Source organism: Burkholderia multivorans ATCC BAA-247 (genome assembly GCF_000959525.1).
Taxonomy (GTDB): domain Bacteria; phylum Pseudomonadota; class Gammaproteobacteria; order Burkholderiales; family Burkholderiaceae; genus Burkholderia; species Burkholderia multivorans.
Window position 1 is genome coordinate 359500 of sequence record NZ_CP009831.1, and the last position, 18870, is coordinate 378369.

Annotated in this window: 14 protein-coding genes; 10 read left to right on the top strand and 4 right to left on the bottom strand. The window is 65.9% G+C overall.

Annotated elements, in window-relative coordinates:
• Positions 1-11: 11 nt before the first annotated feature.
• Genes atsR through NP80_RS03935 form a run of 3 tightly spaced genes read right to left on the bottom strand, consistent with a single transcriptional unit; the run spans position 12 to position 3225 of the window.
• The gene (gene atsR, locus NP80_RS03925) at positions 12-1817 is read right to left on the bottom strand and encodes a hybrid sensor histidine kinase/response regulator AtsR (protein WP_035946334.1); all 1806 of its coding nucleotides are present in this window, start codon (positions 1815-1817) and stop codon (positions 12-14) included.
• Positions 1814-2314, bottom strand: a complete 501-nt coding sequence (locus tag NP80_RS03930; protein WP_006409575.1) for a putative pterin-binding protein — start codon at positions 2312-2314, stop codon at positions 1814-1816. The genes atsR and NP80_RS03930 overlap by 4 nt, the downstream gene beginning before the upstream one ends.
• A 38-nt stretch (positions 2315-2352) precedes the next feature.
• The gene (locus NP80_RS03935) at positions 2353-3225 is read right to left on the bottom strand and encodes a response regulator (protein ID WP_006409578.1); all 873 of its coding nucleotides are present in this window, start codon (positions 3223-3225) and stop codon (positions 2353-2355) included.
• A 709-nt stretch (positions 3226-3934) separates the two neighbouring features.
• Between NP80_RS03935 and NP80_RS03940 the strand changes: the two genes are divergently transcribed.
• The 4 genes from NP80_RS03940 (at position 3935) to NP80_RS03955 (ending at position 11376) form a co-directional block, all read left to right on the top strand.
• On the top strand, positions 3935-6985 hold the full coding sequence (locus NP80_RS03940) for an ATP-binding protein (RefSeq protein ID WP_258178732.1): 3051 nt from the start codon (positions 3935-3937) through the stop codon (positions 6983-6985).
• Positions 6986-7087: 102 nt separating this feature from the next.
• A complete protein-coding gene (locus NP80_RS03945; protein ID WP_006404487.1) occupies positions 7088-7294 on the top strand; it encodes a hypothetical protein in 207 nt (68 codons plus the stop codon).
• Positions 7295-7592: 298 nt separating this feature from the next.
• Complete coding sequence (locus tag NP80_RS03950; protein ID WP_006404485.1) at positions 7593-8267, top strand: response regulator; 675 nt, start codon at positions 7593-7595, stop codon at positions 8265-8267.
• 103 nt (positions 8268-8370) lie between these two features.
• Entirely contained in the window at positions 8371-11376 is a 3006-nt protein-coding gene (locus tag NP80_RS03955) for an ATP-binding protein (RefSeq protein ID WP_006409676.1), read from the top strand.
• 49 nt (positions 11377-11425) lie between these two features.
• Here NP80_RS03955 and NP80_RS03960 read toward each other — a convergent pair whose 3' ends face one another.
• Positions 11426-12442 (bottom strand): 1-aminocyclopropane-1-carboxylate deaminase, encoded by a 1017-nt coding sequence (locus NP80_RS03960; RefSeq protein ID WP_006409677.1) that lies wholly within the window; start codon positions 12440-12442, stop codon positions 11426-11428.
• 190 nt (positions 12443-12632) lie between these two features.
• Here NP80_RS03960 and NP80_RS03965 point away from each other — a divergent pair, with 190 nt between their 5' ends.
• The 6 genes from NP80_RS03965 to NP80_RS03990 all read left to right on the top strand — a co-directional run bounded on the left by NP80_RS03965 (position 12633) and on the right by NP80_RS03990 (position 18861).
• Entirely contained in the window at positions 12633-13133 is a 501-nt protein-coding gene (locus NP80_RS03965; protein WP_035488207.1) for an Lrp/AsnC family transcriptional regulator, read from the top strand.
• Between the two features lie 410 nt (positions 13134-13543).
• On the top strand, positions 13544-14110 hold the full coding sequence (locus tag NP80_RS03970) for a CS1 type fimbrial major subunit (RefSeq protein ID WP_035488015.1): 567 nt from the start codon (positions 13544-13546) through the stop codon (positions 14108-14110).
• Between the two features lie 236 nt (positions 14111-14346).
• On the top strand, positions 14347-16500 hold the full coding sequence (locus tag NP80_RS03975; RefSeq protein WP_006404478.1) for a TcfC E-set like domain-containing protein: 2154 nt from the start codon (positions 14347-14349) through the stop codon (positions 16498-16500).
• A 17-nt stretch (positions 16501-16517) separates the two neighbouring features.
• A complete protein-coding gene (locus NP80_RS03980) occupies positions 16518-17204 on the top strand; it encodes a pilus assembly protein (protein ID WP_006404477.1) in 687 nt (228 codons plus the stop codon).
• A complete protein-coding gene (locus tag NP80_RS03985) occupies positions 17201-17779 on the top strand; it encodes a hypothetical protein (RefSeq protein WP_006404476.1) in 579 nt (192 codons plus the stop codon). The genes NP80_RS03980 and NP80_RS03985 overlap by 4 nt, the downstream gene beginning before the upstream one ends.
• On the top strand, positions 17773-18861 hold the full coding sequence (locus NP80_RS03990) for a hypothetical protein (protein ID WP_226823179.1): 1089 nt from the start codon (positions 17773-17775) through the stop codon (positions 18859-18861). Before NP80_RS03985 ends, NP80_RS03990 begins: the two co-directional genes overlap by 7 nt.
• The last annotated feature ends 9 nt before the right edge of the window (positions 18862-18870 follow it).

Below are 18870 nucleotides of genomic sequence, written 5' to 3' on the forward strand. Positions count from 1 at the left end.
GCGCGGCGGCGTCAGCCGAGCAGCCGTTCGATCGCCGCGCCGAGTTCGCGCAGATGCACGGGCTTCGGGACGTATTCGTCGAAGGCCTGCCGGTTCTCGCCGAGCGCCAGCGACTCGTACGCCGTGACGCCGAGGATCGCCGGACGCTGCGCGCCGGGCGCACGCGTCGAGCGCAGCCGGCGCGCAACGTCGACACCGCTGATGTCGGGCAGCTCCAGATCGAGTATCACGACGTCGTACGCGATCTCGGCCGCGCGCGCGAGGCCTTCGCGGCCGGTGCCGCACAGATCGGCGGCGATGCCAAGCGTCGTGAGCATCGCGCCGAGCGTTTCGCGCGCGTTGTCGTTGTCGTCGACGATCAGCGCGCGCGTGTCGCGCAGCGCGGCCGGCGCCGCACCGGCCGGCGCTTCGTGTGCGCTCTCTACCGCGTCCGGCACGTCGACCGGCACCGTCACGACGAACTCGCTGCCCTGGCCCGCGACGCTGTGCACGTCGACGCGCCCGCGCAGCGTCGTGACGATTTCGCGCACGACGGCGAGCCCCATCCCGATGCCGTCGACGCTGAGCCCGACCGCATCGTTCGCGCGATAGAACGGCTCGAAGATCTTCGACAGATGCGCCTTCGCGATGCCGACGCCGGTGTCGCGCACCGCGATCCTCAGCTGCGGGCCGGCCGGCGCGTCGGCGCGCGTGATCGACACGGCGATCGAGCCGCGGTGCGTGTACTTGACCGCGTTCTCGACGAGATTCGCGAGCACCTGCCGCAGCAGCTTCCGGTCGGAGCGCACGGCGAGATCGGTCGGTGCGACGTGCGACGAGAGCGCGAGCCCTTTCGCGTCGATTTTCGGGCGCAGCGGATCGAGCACGTCGGCGAGCAGCGACGCGATGCGGACCGTTTCCGCGTCGGCGAGCCGTTTCGTCGAGCGCAGCTTGATGTAGTCGGTCAGATCCTTGACGAGCGCTTCGAGCGACGCCGCCGAGTTCTGCAGCCGCCGGATCGTCTTCAGGTTCGCGTCGGACTGCGGGCGCGCGAGGAGGATCTCGATCGACCCGCAGATCGCCTGCAGCGGCGTGCGCAGTTCGTGGCTGACCATGCCGAGAAACGCGTTTTTCGCCTCGATCATCTCGAACGCGCGATCGGAGGCTTGCCGCTCGGCGTCGAGTGCCGCATTCTGCCGGTCGAGCAGCGCATCGCGCGTGCGCATCGTGTAGAACAGCAGCGCGAACAGCGCGCACAGCAGCACGCCGAGCACACCGCCGAGCAGCAGGATCGTCCGCTGCTTCGCACGCAGCTGATGGAACGTGAAGTCGCGCTGTGCCATCTCGATCGCGCGGAAGTCGTTCGCGAGACCGTTGACGCGCGGCCAGTATGCGTCGACGTCGGCCAGCACGCGCGGTGCTTGCTGCGGCGCGTCGCGCAGCTTCGGCACGTCGCGCTTCAGCTGCGCCATGAAGGCGCCGAGCGTCGCGATCTCGTCGCGCGCGCTCGGGATGCGCAGCCAGTATTCGGACACTTCGGACGGCCGCTCGAGAAAGCCGAACGACACGGAGAGGCTGTCGAGCTGCATCTGCAGCTTGTCGAAGTCGTCGTCCTGATGCGTTGCGTAGAGAATCAGCTGGCGGTTGAAGCGCGTATAGACGTTGCGGTATTGCGCGGCCGTCCAGAACACGCCCTCGCGCGGCCCTTCGAGCACGCCTTCGTTGACCGACGTCGCGAGCAGGTCCCACAGCAGGAACGCCCACGCAGCGAACCCCAGCAGCCAGACGGAGCCGAGAACGAGGATGACTTTCCGGTTACGCCATCGGCGGCGTGTCATTTCACCGTCAGCCCGACGACCTGCCACGCGAATTTCGCTTCGCCGAGCGGCGTCTTCAGCTCGTCCGGAAACTGGTCGCGCGGATACATGATCCACAGCGGCCCGTAGTTGTCGTTGCTGAGCACCTTGCCGTTCATCGTCCGCGCGAGGATCACGCCGTAACGATCGGCGTCGGATGCGGGAATCGTGAACGTGTATTCGTCGATGCAGCGGAATTCGATCTGCTCGCCGTGCGCGCCGACCGCCTTCAGCACGTCGGAGAGCCGCGGGCCCGTGAACGTCGAGACCGGCGTCCAGCTCGTCGAGGTGCGGATCGTATGCTGGGGCAGCGCCATCAGCGCCGCCTCGGAAAACACGTACGCGTGCCGGCCGGACTGGTTGCTCTTCGCGATCTTGCCGTCGACGGTGAACGTGAACGGCGCGGCCCAGCATGCGGCGGCGAGGCCGAGCAGATACACGGTGAGCACGCGCTTGAGCCAGAGAGTCGTAGCTTGCATGTGGTTGGTCTCGTTGGGGTGGCGACGATGCGCGGCGCTCAGGTCCCGGCCGGCGCGACGGGCGGCACGATCTTCAGTTCGCGCGCCACCTCGGCGAACAGGATCGGCAGGCGCACCGGCTTTTCCTCGCAGCGCGCGTTGTAATGCGACACGATGTGCGCGATTTCGTCCTCGCTCGCTTCGCCGGTCGAAATCTTGCCGGTCAGCAGGAAGATCGGCGCATCGCCGTTCTCGCTCGCGCGGATCCCGCGCACCAGATCGGCGGCCGTTTCGTCGCCGAGCATCCAGTCGAGGATGTAGCCGTCGAAGTCCTCGATCGCGAGCGCTTCGCGGAACGCGTGGCCGTCATGATACGGAATCGCGTGCACGCCCTTTTCGATGAAATACTCGCATACCGTTTCGGCGACGTCCGGCGAATCGTCGACGACGGCGATCCGCGCGGCATACGCGTTCGGCCGGCTCGAACGCAGCTCGATCAGCTCGACGGCATGCGTGCGGCCTTCGCGCGCGTGCCGGCGTTCGGTGACGATCCATTCGCCCTGCCACTGCAGCGCGACGAATTCGGTGTCGATCTGGCTGCTCGCCTTCGTCGAGATCGCGGCGCGGCAGCGAAAACGCCGCGATTCGATCACGAGCGTCGCGTCGATCATCTCGGCGTCGGCGGGCTGCGCGCCCTTGTCGTCGAGCAGGGTCGCGGGCGGCACGCCGAAGTGCGTCGCGATGTCCTGCAGTTGCGACAGGTTCCAAGGAATCAGCCCCTTCATCTTGCGCGTGACGACCGAGAAGCTCAGGCCGAGCACGTTCGCGATCGTCGTGTTGTGGCTGCGCGGCGCGATGCCGTTCCGGTTCAGCAGATCGCGCACCTTGTTCGCGGTGATCAGATCGACGTTGGCCTGCTCGCTGTTGGACATCGTGGTGAGGTTTCCGGTAGTTGGCGACGGAGAGCATAGCAAAAGTGACGCGTCATGCAAGCTTAGGATGAGCGGTCGCCTTGACATATGCTCTATCTCGATTATTATTGCGCACCACGTCACGATTGTTTGTCGCGTCATGTTTGCGCACGACGACGATCGACACCGCCACCCACCGTGGGGCGATGCCGTAACGGAACGTTTCCGGCAGAGAACCTGAGAGAGCCCTGGACTGCGTGCCGGCGCCGGCGGATTGCGATTCGCCGCGCCGCACGCAAACCGGCCAAGCGCCGTCTGCCGGTCATGCCACGCGCGATTCGCGTTCCGTCTTCCCTATCCCGCGCGCCACCTTTCCGCACGCTATTGCCTCCATCGGCGCGATCACGAGACTCGCAAAGCAGCGCTATTACCGCTCGCCCAACCGCCGCACGCGCTGCCGTTTGCATGCCATCTGCACGGCCGCGTTCCCCCGATCCCGCGATCGCGATTCGGCGTGCGCGCCCTACGTCGTCCGTGCGCGATGTATCGTTCAAGTCCGAACTAGACTTTCCAGCTAATCAGACGAGTACTAAACCGTTGATTCAGAACTGTTTTTCCCGGCGCCGTTTGGCATGATCGACCCGTTTTCGTTTTTGTACGGTTTCGTTCATGCGATGCACGGCGACCCGGAATGCGCGCATTCCAGGTGGCGTGCCGCCCGCGCTGTGTCATGCCTTACAGTTCGCTCCAATCGATTCGACGCTATCAGAACATTTCGATGTTCGGCGGCGGCATCGTCGTCACGGTCCTGATCCTGATCGCCTGTGCGCTCGGGATGGCGTCGATCGTCTACGGCTATCTCGACGGCGAGCGGCGCAATTACCTCGCGGGCTTCGTACAGACGCTGAACGAAATCAAGGTCAGCGAGACGTCGTTCCGCAACGGCGTATCGAACGCGCAGCTGATCTGGCGGGACATCGACCGCGCGCCGGACGGCGTCGTCGATGCGTTCTACTCGAGCGATCAGCAGATCGCGATTACGCCGTATCCGTCGGTCGTGTTCGGCGTGCCGGGGCAGACCGCCGACCGGCGCGAAGTCGCGCGCTACCTGTCGCTGTCGGTGCTGCTCGCGCGGATCTGCGCGGCGAGTTCGATCAATCGCGGCTATGCGCTGATCGGCTATCACTACAGCACGCGCACCGCGATGTTCGGGCTCGTGCCGAACTCGCGCGGCGACGGAGCCGGCCTCGCGACGCCGGACGAGCGGGCACGCACGCTGGACGCGCTGCGCATCGATTTCGGCGATGCACCGCCGAGCGCCGGCCACGGCCGTCCGCACGTGCGCTGGCTGCCGCCGTTCATCGATCCCGTGTCCGGCGAACGGCGCATCCGGATCGCCGCGCAGGCACAGGTCGACGGCGAGCCGTTCGCCGTGCTCGTGACCGAATACGCGCCCGATTACCTGCTGTCGTGGGTGCCGTCGAATGCAGCCGACGGCACGTTCTTCGTGACAACGGCCGACAACCGGCTCGTGACGGCCGGCCCGGGCGTCGCGCACGACGACGCGCGGATCGCCCGGCTGCTCGATCTCGACGTCGCGCGCGAGCCCGGCGATGCCGACGAGCCGGTGTTCCGCGGCGGCCACGTCGTGTTCCGCGGCACGCTCGACAAGACAGGATGGACGCTCGCATATGCGCTGTCGTGGACGCACATCGCCGCCACCGTCGCGTTGCGCGCGGGCCTGCTGCTCGGCGCGTCGCTGCTGACGATCGCGATCATGTGGGTGCTGCTCGTGCGTTTCCATCATCGTGTGCTCGCGGGCGTCTATGCGCGCTCACAGCGCGTGTTCGACAGCGAGTCGCTGTGCCGCAGCGTGATCGAGATGTCGCCGATCGGGCTCGGGCTCATCTCGCGCGCCGACGGGCGCTTCATGCTCGTCAGTCCCGTGCTCGCCGAACGTGTCGCGCGACTCGGCTGCGATTGCGGCACGCTGTCGGCGCAGATCCTCACGCAGTATCGCGCCGGCGCATCGAATGCGCCGTTTCAGATCGAACTCGTGCTGCCCGATGCGCAGGCCGCGGCCGGCGCCGATGCGCCGCCGCTGCATCTGGAAGTGATCGCACGCGATGCGCGCTATCAGGGGAGCGACGTGCTGATCGTCGCGGTCGTCGACGTGACCGCGAAGCGGCAGCTGGTGCAGAAGCTCGAAGAAGCGGTGCGCGCGGCGGACTCCGCGAATGCGGCGAAGTCGTCGTTCCTCGCCGCGATGAGCCACGAGATCCGCACGCCGCTGAACGTGATCCTCGGCAATCTCGAACTGCTCGAGCGCTCGGTGCTCGATCTGCCGCAGCGCAGCCGCGTGCAGACGCTGCGCAACGCGGCGTCGGGGCTGCTCGAGCTCGTCAGCGGCATTCTCGATTTCACGAAGGTCGAGGCCGGCGCGATGCCGGTCGAGTCGATCGAATTCGATGCGATCGGCGTGATCGCGCGCGAGTTGGGCGCGTACGCGCCCGTCGCGAAGGCGAAGGGGCTGCCGCTGTTCTGCGAGATCGCGGCGAGCGCGTCGCAGCGCATGCGCGGCGATCCGACGCGGCTCGCGCAGGTGTTCGGCAATCTGCTCAGCAACGCGATCAAGTTCACCGCGCACGGACACGTGACCGCGCGCCTGCGCGCGGTGCGCGGCGAATGCGGCACGGCGGAGCTGGCGATCGCGATCGAGGATACGGGCATCGGCATCGGCAGCGCGGATCTGCACAAGCTGTTCCGTGCGTTCTCGCAGGTCGACGCGACGATCGCGCGCCGTTACGGCGGCACGGGCCTCGGGCTCGCGCTGTGCGATCGCCTCGTCACCGCGATGGGCGGCCGGATCGCGGTGACGAGCGCGCCGGGCGCCGGCAGCTGCTTCACGGTGCGGCTGCCGCTTGGCCTCGACGTCGAGCCGATCGCCGCGCCCGTCGCGCGCGACGCAGGCACGCTGCTGCTGGTCGCGCGTCAGGCGGAATGGCGGCAGTTCGCGCTGCCGCATCTGGCCGCGTGGGGATTCGACGTGCGCGTCTACGCGTGTCCGACGCAGATACCGGCCGCGCGCTGCATGCGCGCGAGCGCGATCGTGCTGTTCGGCGATGCCGACGAGTGGCCCGGCGACGCGCTCGATCGGCTCGCCGGCAGCGCGCCGGTCGTGCTCGCGACGCCGGACGGCCCGCTCGAGCCCGGCCGCGTCGGCCGCATGATCCGCGTGTCGAGCTATGCACTCGGCGCGCTGCGCGCGGCACTCGTGCCTGCGCGCGGCGGCGCGGCGGCGATCGTGCCGATCGATCGCGCGGCCGAGCCGGCCGCCTGCGGCCGCACGACGATGCGCGTCCTGCTCGCCGACGACGCATCGGTGAACGGCACGATATTGCGCGAGCAGCTCGACGCGCTCGGCTGTGCAGTGCACGTCGTCGGCCTCGCGGGCGCGGCGCTCGACCTGCTGTACCGCAGCGACTGGGACCTGCTGCTGATCGGCACCGATCTGCCCGACATGGCCGCATGCGCACTTGCCGAAGCCGTGCATGCGCGCGGGATGCCGTGCAGCGTCGCGATCGTCACGACGCATCTCGCGCCGGACGAAGCACGCCGCTGCGCGGCCGCGAACGTGTACAGCATATTGACGAAGCCGGTGACGCTCGGACGTCTGCGCGGCGTGCTCTCGGGCGTGGCGCGACGTCGCGGCAAGCACGTCGACGGCGAACAACGACAAGAACAGGACATCGCGCAGCTATCGCACGACGGCGTCGCATGACGTGCCGTCGCGCGCGCGCTGCCGCGAATGTCCGAGGTATCGAAGGCAGACCGTTGCCGCCGCCCGCGTGCGGCACGGATTATTTTGAGGTGGAGAGAGACCGTGCACCATATGGAGAAAGTCATCGCATTGCTGCTCGATTTCGCGATGCTTCCAGAGAAGTCTCGGCGAGACTTTCTGGCGAGCATCAACGAGTTTCTGATCATGTCGCCGTTGCAGCGACGGCATGCGATCGACGCGTGGAAGCAGGTCGCCGAAAACGGGCGACGCGAAGCCGGCATGGCCGGCGAGGGCGCGAACGGCCATTGAAGGTGCGTACGCAGCGAATGCCGCCGGCGCACCAGCACCAGGCGGCGCGCGGCCCTCCCGCGATACCGCGCGCGCGATGCGGGCGCACGGCGCTCGCGCGATCGCGGCGATCTGCGCCGCTCGGCCCGTTGCGCGTGGCGCGCAAGCGGTTCACCGATGCTATTGTCTGGATATTTGATGCTGCTTGCCTGTCCGATCCGTCGAACCGGCGGAGCCGCCGAACGGGTCAGGCCGCACGGCGCGCGGCCGATGACGGCCATGAGCGAGCACATCGTCGAAGCCGGGGAGAACAGAGACCATGGATGAATTCTGCGTGCGGGTGATGGTGGCGGACGACCACCCTTCGTCCGCGATCGGCATGTCGAGGGTGTTGGCCGAAAGCAGCACGATCGAGCTCGTCGGGACCGTGTCGAACTCGACCGATCTCGTCGCGGCACTGGAAGAAAACCCGAGCGACGTGCTGGTGCTCGACTACGTGATGCCGGGCGGCAAGTTCGGCGACGGGCTCGTGCTGCTGTCGTTCCTGCAGCGCCGCTATCCGGCGCTGCGGATCGTGACGATCACGATGATCGACAACCCGAGCGTGCTGCATGCGATCCGCCGGCAAGGCGTCGGCTGCATTCTAAGCAAGTCCGATGCGATCTCGCATCTGGTCGGCGCCGTCCACGCGGCGTTCGTGTGTGCCGATTATCAGTCGCCGCACATCCGGCATCTGCTCGACAGCGCCGGCTCGTCGGTCACCGAGCGGCGGCTCACCACGCGGGAAATCGAAGTCGTACGCCTGTACGCCGCGGGCATGACCGTCGGCGAGATCGCCGCGCAACTGCATCGCAGCAAGCAGACGATCAGTTCGCAGAAGGCGAGCGCGATGAAGAAGCTCGGCATCGTCCGCGATGCGGATCTGATCCGGTTCGCCGATGAAGGCATGCTGCCCGATCCGGCCGGCAATACGCAGCAGAAGGCCCGGCCGTGATCGCGCCGCGCCGCTGCGTCATGCATGTCGCAGCGGCATGCGCGTGCGCGGCGATCGTCTCCACCGCCCCGGCGCCCATGCGCCTCCCTCAGCAGCCGAGCGTATGCCCAAGGAACTGAAAAAGCTCGCCGCGCGCAGCGCGTCCGCCACCGTCAAACGATTCGAGCCGGCCCGCGTGCGCCGTCAGCAGCGCGCGCTGCTGTACGGCGGCGGCGCGGCCGTCACCGTGTTTATCCTCGCCTGCGCGGTGTTGATCGTCTTGCTCGACGTGTCGGACTTCCTCGCTCGGGCGCGCTCCGCGTTTCTCGGGCGCGAGGCCGAGCTGCATGCGGAGCTGCAGGTCGCGAACGCGCTGCTCACGCATCACGCGGACAGCATCGAGATGTTCGAGCGCACCGATCCGCGCGCGACGCCCGCTCAGCTACGCCGGCTCGACGACGCGCACGGCCGGCTGATCGTCAGCGGCCGCGCGGGGATGCCGTCGACCGCCGTGCTCGCGGACCTTACGCACGATCGCGGCGCCGCAGCGTACTCGCGGTACGTCGCGCTGCTGTTTCAGCAGACCGACATGATCGCGGTGTCGATGCCGCACACGATCAACGCGGGGCTCAGCGCCTATCTGATCGGCACGGGGGGCGACTTCATCGGCATCGTCGGCGTTCAGCCGGTCGGCCGGCTGACGGGCCGGCTCGATGCGATCGACATGCATGCGCTGATTCGCAGCGTCGAGCCGCACCGCGGTATCGGCGTGCCGCTGCGCACGATCGACGGCCGCGACGACGCGCTGCTCGACACGCGCGACGATACGCTGCTCGGCCGCCCCGTATGGCGACTCTCGCGGCCCGTGCGCGATGCGTCCGGGCAGCCGATCGCCTGGCTCGTGATCAACACGCGCGCGCAGGTCGCCGCGATCATGAAGCCCGACTATGCGGACGACACGCATGCGCTCGTCGACGCGCGCGGAACGGTCGCGATCGGCGCGCCGGTCCCGGCGGCGCTCGTCGAGCGTGCGCTTGCGTTCGCGCGTGCGCCGGGCGACGTGCGTGCGGCCGTGCATCGCGTCGGCACGCGCTTCGTGATCGGCGATCGTCTGCCCGAATCCGATCTCGTGTTCGTCACGACGTTCTCGTGGCGCAGCGTCGTCGAAGCGCTGGCGGTGTCGCTCGGTGCGACGGCCGGCGCGGCGCTGTTCGCGATCGCCGCGCTGTGGCTCGCGGTCGTCGCGTTCGATCGGCGCGCGCTGCGTCCGGCCTATCGCCGTGCGATCCGGCTGATCGAAAGCGATGCGCTGAACCGCGCGTTGATCCGCACCGCGCCGGCAGGCCTCGCGCTGTTGTCGCTCGCGGACGGCGACGACATCGTCTGCAACGAAACGATGACGCGCTACGAGCGGCTGACGTCGGACGCGCCGCTCGGCAAGCGGCTGTGGCGCGCCTATCGCGAGCATCGCGACGCGAGCGGCTACGCGAAGGTCGTCACGTGCGAGCTGCCGATCGCTCCGGACCGGCCCGATACGCCGCATGTCGTCGCGAACATCATGCGTACGCGCTATCGCGGTGTCGACGCGCTGCTGTGCACGCTGACCGACATCACCGCGCGCAAGCAGATGGAGCAGAAGCTGCACGAGGCGCGCGTCGCCGCGGAGTCCGCGAACAAGGCGAAGTCGACATTCCTCGCGACGATGAGCCACGAGATCCGCACGCCGCTGAACGCGATCGTCGGCAACCTCGAGCTGATGGCGCGCGCGCCGCTCGCGCCGACCGAGCGGCGGCGGCTCGACACGATCGCGTCGTCATCGGACGCGTTGCTGCGGATCATCGACGACGTGCTCGACCTGTCGAAGGCCGAGTCGAACCAGATGACGATCGAGCGCATCCCGTTCGACGTGCGCGACGTACTGGACGACATCGCCGCGTTCTATCGCCCGCTCGCGAGCGCGAAAGGGCTGGAGCTGACGTGCCGCGTGGCGCCCGAGCTGGCCGACGGATACGTCGGCGACCCGGTGCGGCTGCGTCAGATCGTGTCGAATCTCGTCGACAACGCGATCAAGTTCACGGAGCGCGGCTGCGTGTCGATCGATGTGCGACGGGTGGTGCGCGGCGCGGGCGGCGCGCGCGTCGAGATCCGCGTCGCGGACACCGGGATCGGGATACCGGCCGACAGCGTGCCGACGCTGTTCGACGTGTACATCCAGGCCGACGCGTCGATCTACCGCCGCTTCGGCGGCACGGGGCTCGGGCTGCCGCTGTGCCGGCGCATCGCGATGCTGATGCACGGCGATCTTACCGTCGACAGCCGCGAACGCGAAGGCACGACGATGCGCGTGACGTTGCCGCTGCCGGAAGCGCCGCCGAACTGGCGCGCCGCGCAGCCGGGAGCGACGGCGCAAGCGGCGCCGGGCAGCATCGACGTCGCGCGCGACGCGGCGCCGATTCGCGTGCTGGTCGCCGAAGACCATCCGGCGAGCCGCGCGCTGCTGCGCGATCAGCTGGAAGCGCTGCATCACAGCGCGACGATCGTCGAGAACGGCATCCAGGCGATGCGCGCGTTCTTCGAAGCGCCGTTCGACGTCGTGCTGACCGATCTCGGGATGCCGGAACTCGACGGTTATGCACTCGCGAATTTCCTGCGCGAGCAGCGTGCGGGCGTGCCCGTGATCGCGATGACCGCGCACGCGACGGAGGACGACTATCGTCGCTGCGAGCAGGTCGGTATCGCGGAACTCGTGCTGAAGCCGTTGTCGATCGCGGTGCTCGATGCGGCGCTGACGCGGCATGCCGGCCAGCGCGCCGCATCGGCGCGCGATACGGCGGATGTCGCGTACGACGCACCGTCCGTGTTGTCGGACGACGTGCGCGATACGCTGCGCGCGGCAACGCGCCGCTCGATGGCATTGCTCGGCGACGCGGCGGCACGCGGCGATGTCGCGACGCTGCGGCTCGAACTGCATTCGATGCGAGGCGGTTTCGCGCTTGCCGGCGATGCCGATGCGTGCGACGCCTGCGCGGCGATGGAGCGCGCGGTCGAGGCGGGGACCGTCGACGCGAACTGGCCGGACTTCCAGCACGCGATCGCGCGTGCGCTGGCCCGGCTCGACGCCGACGCGTAACGCGTCCCACGTATCGGGCGACGCGCATCGCGCCCGCGGCCGGATCGCGTCAACCGTCCGCGAAGATCGCGCTGTATGCGCTCAACGCGGGCACACCGCCGAGATGCGCATACAGCACCTTCGCTCCCGGCTCGAATTCCCCACGCCGCACCTTGTCGATCATGCCGTGCATCGATTTCCCTTCGTAGACGGGATCGGTCAGCACGCCTTCGAGCCGCGCGCAGAGCCGGATCGCTTCCAGCGTGCCTTCGTTCGGCAACCCGTACTCGGGGCCGGCATAACGCGTGTCGAGCACGACGTCGGCGTCCGTGATATCGCGGCCGAGGTCGACGAGCTCGGCCGTATGACGCGCGATGCGGGTGATTTGCTCGCGCGTGCGCGCGGGCGTCGCCGACGCGTCGATGCCGATCACGCGGTCCGCGCGTCCGTCGGCCGCGAAGCCGACGATCATCCCGGCCTGCGTGCTGCCCGTGACCGAGCAGACGACGATGTAGTCGAAGCGTATGCCGAGCTGCGCCTCCTGCGCGCGCACTTCTTCCGCGAAGCCGACGAAGCCGAGGCCGCCGAGCGGATGTTCGGAGCAGCCGGCCGGAATCGGATACGGCCGCCCGCCCGCCTGTCGCACGCTTTCGAGCGCTTCCTCCCAGCTGCGGCGAATGCCGATGTCGAAGCCGTCCGGCACGAGCCGCACGTCGGCGCCCATCATGCGCGATAGCTGAATGTTGCCGACGCGGTCGTAGACGGGATCGTCGTAGTTCACCCAATGCTCCTGCACCAGCACGCACTTCATGCCGAGATGCGCGGCGACGGCCGCGACCTGCCGCGTCTGGTTCGACTGGACGCCGCCGATCGACACGAGCGTATCCGCGCGCTGCTCGAGCGCGTCCGGAATCAGGTATTCGAGCTTGCGCGTCTTGTTGCCGCCGAACGCGAGACCGCTGTTGCAGTCCTCGCGTTTCGCGTAGAGCTCGACCTTGCCGCCGAGGTGATCGCTCAGGCGCCTGAGCGGCTGGATCGGCGTCGGGCCGAACGTCAGCGGATAACGAGGGAAGCGTTGCAGGTTCATCGGCGTGCTCCGGGGACGTAGAGAGAGAGGCGGGATCGCTCGCGCATGGCCGGCGGCCGCGCAGCCCGTCGGAAAATGATACGAACGTCGACGCGAAATGAGCTTGCGAAATAAATCGCGTCGGCCTACGTTGCGGAAGACGATCACGTCGATTCAGAAATTTCAGTTCGTCGAATTGGAGAAACACGCAATGAAATTAGACAGGAAGGCTGCGTCGCCCGGCGATGTCGCGCCGACGCTCGATCGCATCGACCGCGCGATTCTTCGGCAACTGCAGCGGGACGCGTCGATCTCGAACGTGAGCCTCGCCGCGAAAGTGAAGCTCAGTGCGCCCGCATGCCTGCGGCGCGTCGAGCGGTTGAAGGAGATGGGGCTGATCCGCGGGATCGTCGCGCTGCTCGACCCGAAGCCGCTCGGGGCCGGCATGCTCGTCGTGATCGGCTTCGTGCTCGACCGCTCGACGCCCGAAGCGTTCGCTGCATTCGAGACGGCGGCGCAGGAAGTGTCGGGATGCGTCGAATGCCATGTCGTGACCGGCGAATTCGACTACTTCATGCTGGTGCGCACACGCGACAACGAGAGTTTCAATCGGCTGCACGCCGAGCAATTGCTCTATCTGCCGGGTGTGCGTCAGGTGAGGTCGTTCATGGTGCTCAAGGAAATTCTTTCGACGCATGCGTTGCCGGTTTAGCGCGAGTCGTTCGGTGCGTCGGCGGCGCCCGCCGGTTTCGTTTGCCGGTCGGCATCTGACGAATCGATACGGCTGCTCGATGCGCCGGTTCTGGATGCAGCCGGATCGGCGCCGACGCGTCTCGTGCGCCGATCCGCACCGTGATGCGCGGTCCGCCCGTTCGTGACGACCAGTGCACGTTCGCGGTACTTGAAATGTGAAAAAAGCGTGACGTTTCGTTGTGGAGAACGAAGCGAGAGAAAAAAGAAAGAGAATTTCGCGCTCGTCCTATCTCCCATCCCGCAATTATAGGAATCATCCTATTTAACGTTCCTTCTGATCAATTCACTATTTCGTCCGTGGAGTCCAATTCCACATGTCGGGCGAAATGCCTCGGTTTCGGAAAACCATTTTTCTAGAGAAATATAGATATGAAAGTTAGCCAACTCGTCGTAGCTCTGGGTGTGAGCGGTGCACTGATCGGTCTCGCTCACGCTGCGCCCGCGAACGACAATCAAGTGTCGAAGAAGATCACGCTGACCGCGCAGATCAACGACGGCATTTTCGTCTCGAAGCCGGATGGTTCGTCGTGGTACTCGACGGAAGAGCTGGAAGCGACGGACTACAAGCAGGCGAAGTTCCAAAAGACGCTGCCGATCCGCGTGTGGACCAAGGGCGCGGACTTCAACGTGTCGCTGGCACAGGAGCTGAAGCTGTCGTCGGGCAACGGCTATTCGATGGCGAACCCGGTCGTGACGCTGGCAAGCGCCGCCGGCAACAAGACCGTTGCTTTCGGCAAGCAGGAAAAGATCACGCAGGTCGTCACGGGCAATGGCGGCTATGACGAATTGCACGATCTGACGATCGCCGTCGACGCACCGACGAAGGTCGGCAACCGCAGCACGAACGGCAGCTACAGCGGCGATCTCGTGATGCTGTTCGAGCCGGTGGCAGCAGCAGGCGGCGGCTCGGGCGGCTCGGGCGGCTCCGGCCAGTAAGCCAGCTTTTCGGCCCCGGGCTCACCGGGGCCGTTTTCCCCTCATCGAATCATTCCGATTTCCATAGCCGATTCGAATTCCGATCCCATTTCATAGAAAAAAGCGTGTCTGCCTTTCAAGCCCCGTTTCAATTCAACAAGCTGTGGCTGGGTGCATTCCTGTTGTTTGTTTATTCGCACTCGTACGCAGAAGTAAAGGTATCGTATGGCGTACCTGAAGGGTTCACTGCGGCTGAAATGGACGATAGCGCAAACTATGTCGCGACGTTCAAGGGCAGAACGCTTCCGGGGTTTATTCGATATTCGGCAACCGCCGCATCCCTCGAATTCGATGCGCAGAAATATGCGGCGAACGGCATCTCGCCGGACGACGTCGATACGATCCGCGGTGTCGTGTCGCAGCTCGACTACAAGCGTTGCCGCAACGGTTGCGATGTCGAAATCGCCGGCTACTACGTCACGATCGACAAGCTGAGGCGGTCGATCTCGATCCGCGATACGCGCGAAGACTATCTCGTGCCGAAAACCGCGTTCGGGCTCGTCAACAACCAGTCGGTCGACGTGCGCGCATCGACGGACAGCTATCGCGCGTTCAACGTGAACGGCACGACGTGGGTCGGCTTGCCCTCGCAGAGCTTCGGCTATCTGAGCTGGTATGTGAACCACACCGAGACGCGCGGCAACAGCATCGGTACACAGGGCGTCTCGTCGTACTACCTGCAGAAGAACTTCGCCAGCACGTATGTTCGTGCGGGCAAGCAGAACAGCATCGACTATGCATCGGGGGCGGTCAGCACGCTGCTGTCGCCGGGCTTCGACCACTTCGTGACGGTCGGCAGCCAGCGCAATCTGCAGGTCAACCGTAGCGTGGGCTCGCTGATCCTGTATGCGACTGCCGAAGGGAACTACGAGTTCTATCGCAGCGGACGCCTGATCCTGAAGCGGCCCGCCGCGCTCGGCCGCAACGAGGTCAGCTTCGCGGATCTGCCCGGCGGCTACTACCCGGTGGAGGTACGCCTCGTCGATCGCAGCGGCCACGTGGTGAGCCAGGAAGTCCGCGAGATCAACAACGTCAACTTCGGCAGGACCGCCGGCAATGCGTGGCGCTTCACGGTCGGCAAGGAGATGCGCGAGCAGGGCGGCTTCCTGATGGAAGCCGCGATGAGCCGCAATTTCCGCCAGTTCTACATGAACGCGTCGACGCTGGTCGGTCACGGCGGAGACTGGGCGGCCGAAATCAACGTCACGCGGCCGACGATGCTCGCCGGCATCGATCTTTCGCCAACGCTCGGCGTGCTGGGCGGCGAGCGCGGTGCGGGCGGCTACGTGACGCTGGCCGCGAGCAACGAAGTGCTCGGCAACGTGATGGTCAGCCGGTATCTGAACAACGACGTGTCGCGCTTCTACACGGGCACGTCGAGCACGAGCGTGTCGTACAGCCGGAACATTCGTCGCGCGACGGCCAGCTACAACTACCAGCGCTCGCCGTTCAACCAGACGCACCAGGCCGAAGTGCGCTGGAACTATCGTCCGAACGGCCTGTGGGCGACCTTTGCGCTCGGCGTGCAGAAGGGCAGCTTCGTGCGTAACTCCGGCAGTGGCGGCTACGGCGTCTATTTCAACATGACGATGCAGCTCGACAGGACGCAGGCGAGCTTCAACGCCGCGCATTCGGGCGGCCAGACGCAGTTGAGCGGTGACTACCGGAAGGATTTCCGGGACGGTTTCGGCACGACCACGCTGGGCGTGACGGGCAGCCGGGTTGGCCGCGACTATGGGATGAACGTCTATGGCACCCGTTCGGGCACGCGCGGCGATGCATCGCTGAACCTCGGCTACAACGGCGACGCCGCGAATCTCGACTTCAACTATCGCGGCATGTTCGCAGCGAGCCGGGAAGGTATCGCATTCGGCCGCTACAGCGGCAGCGGTAGCGCGATGCTGCTGCGCACGCCGAACATCGACGGGATGAAATACGGCTTCAACGTCGAAGGCAACCCGGTCGGCGGCAACAGCACCTATGCGGTGCCGCTCAACGCATATAGCGACGTGCCGTTCGCCCGCGTGCTGAGCAACAACAGCAAGCTCGACATGAACATCGAGGTGCCGGCGAACATCCTGCGCGCACATCCGGGCCAGGTGTATTCGGCCAGCGCGAAGGTCGATATCAACATGATCTACAGCGGATTCCTGACCGACCACGACGGCAAGCCGATCAGCGGGAAGATCGCCGAGACCGGCGACACCGTCTACCGCAACGGCTTGTTCTCGATCGTCAGCAAGAAGATGTTGTCGGACCTCACGGTCGCCGGCGACGGTTATCAGTACACGTGCAGCCTGAAGGATGCGAGCGGGTCGTACTACCGCTGCAGCGCGGGCGTCGCGCAGTAACACGAAGGATGAAAAATATGACGTTCAAACCGACAGGCATGTTGTCGCTGCTGGCAGGACTGTTAGCCGCCGTGGCGATTCCGGCATTTGCGGCCGGCGAATTGATGGTGACGCCCGCGACGACACGTGTCGTCAGCGAGCACGACCAGCGCGTGACGGTCAAGAACATGGGCGACGAGCCGATGTATCTGTCCATTTCGGTCCAGAAGGTGATGAACCCCGGCATCACGCCGGAACAGAAGGTCGATCTCGGCGATCTCGAGCAGCCCGGCCTGATCGCAAGCCCCGACAAGCTGACGCTGGGTCCGAACCAGTCGCGGCAGATCACGCTCCAGTCGCTGACGGAAGTGCCGCACGAAGAGCTCTATCGGCTCTATATCATCCCGGTCAAGTCGCTGAAGGTCGACGAGGCGCCGAAGGACAAGATCACCGCGCCGCTGTCGGTGTCGATCGGTTATGGCGTACTGGTTCGACATTTGCCGAAGCCGTTGAAGCAGCATGCAGCGTGGACGCATCGCTGCGAGAACGGGGGGATCACGCTGGAAAGCACGGGCACCGTCCGCTCGGTGTTCCACGACGTCACCGTCGGCGACGGCCAGCCGGCGCAGACGGTCGCCGTATTCCCCGGCATGCCGCAGCACTTCGCGACGAAGCAGATCAAGCTGGATGCGGGCGACAAGCCCGTGACGCTGACATGCGAATGACGGTGCGCATGCCGGCAGCACGCGCGCTCGCCGCCGGTGCGCGACGTTGTGCCGCCGGCGTGCTGATCGCCGCGTACTGCGCGAGCAGTGTCGCGGCCGGCATTCTGAAGCTGTCGCGGCCGGAATTGACGCTCGAGCCTGACAAGCCGCCGGGCGAATTGTGGGTCGAGAACGTGGGCGACACGCCGCTTTACCTGACGGTGTCGCAGGAACTGGTGACGAATCCGGGCCACATGCCGGAACAGCGTGCGCCGATCGACGAGGTGCCGCGTCCCGGCTTGCTGGTTACGCCGAACCGGCTGTCGCTCGCGCCGGGGCAGAAGTACCGGATGACGTTGAAGGCGTTCGCCGTACCGGAGGAGACGCAGGTCTGGCGCGTGACGTTCCGGCCGAACGAACGGATCAGGATTGAAGGGCGCGACGCCGAGCACGGTCCCGCGCCGCTTTTTGTCAGTGTGGGATACGGTGCGGTGATTTATCACCTGGGCCGCGAGAAGCGAGAACAGTGTCGTCGCGGTAGCGACGTACGGGAACGCGATGGCGCGTCGGCGAGAGAGGCAGGGAGTTTATGTTGACCATTATTTCAGCGGTAATCAGGCGTGCGACGGAAAGAATGCGATGGATCGCGTTCACACTCCCGATGCTTGCATTTTTCGTTGTCGATCACGCGTATGCCGTGTCTGTCAAATACGACCTGGTGGAACTCGATATCATCGACCGATATCACTCGTGTTCGTGGACCGATAACGGAAACGGAACCAGCACGCTCCGCGTATCGATCGATTTCAAGGCCACAGAGGGTCGAACCTACGGGCAGGCATTCCTCTCGCGCGGGATAATGGTTTACGGGTACGACAAGAATGGCAGCATGCTTCAGAGCAGTGACGTTGCACAGGCGGTTTTCATGGGTAGCGTTCGGCATTCGATCGTGTACTTCGGGAAGGGCTACGTCATGTATAACGGGTACATAGTAGGCTCCGGCATTGGGCCGCCGAGCTATTCCGAGTGGGGGGTTACCAGGGCGTTCACGGCATCCGTCAGGGTGATCGTCGACAATGCCAAAGTGGAAGACTGGCCCGCGTTGTCCATTCGCGCCGGAAACTACGCCACTGCGGCCGGTAACCCCGGCTACCTCCCCGGTACGGGCATGAGCGGCTACGATGTCGCCGATGTCAGAGGCGCGGCGTATATCACGCGTTATGGTGGACCGGGCAGCTGCAACGTCGTGAATCCGACCACGCCACCGGAACCGCCGCGGTCGGTCGCGATCGACGTCACTGCCCCGAACTGGGATCTTGGCGAATTGCCGCGCGGCGAGGCAAAGAAGTCCTTTTCCAATATCGAGGACGCTCTCTGCTTCAAATATTCGGGCAGCGCGGTCAACGGCAAGCGCTTCGTGATCGATGCGACCAGTGCGGCAGGTACGGTCAACGGCCGCTATCGGCTGAAGAATGGAACGGACACCATTCCGTACGCCGTGGAGTTATCCAACGGAGCGGTGAATGTACCGTTGCCGAATACGGGCGGCATGACCGTTCCGCTGGATTCCGGCGGGCTATCGTGCTGGATGCCGACATTCACGACCAACGTGCCTGCCGATGCGAAAGTCGGGCAATACCACGATGTCCTGACGTTTACGGTCGTCACTAAAACCTGACGGCGCGCC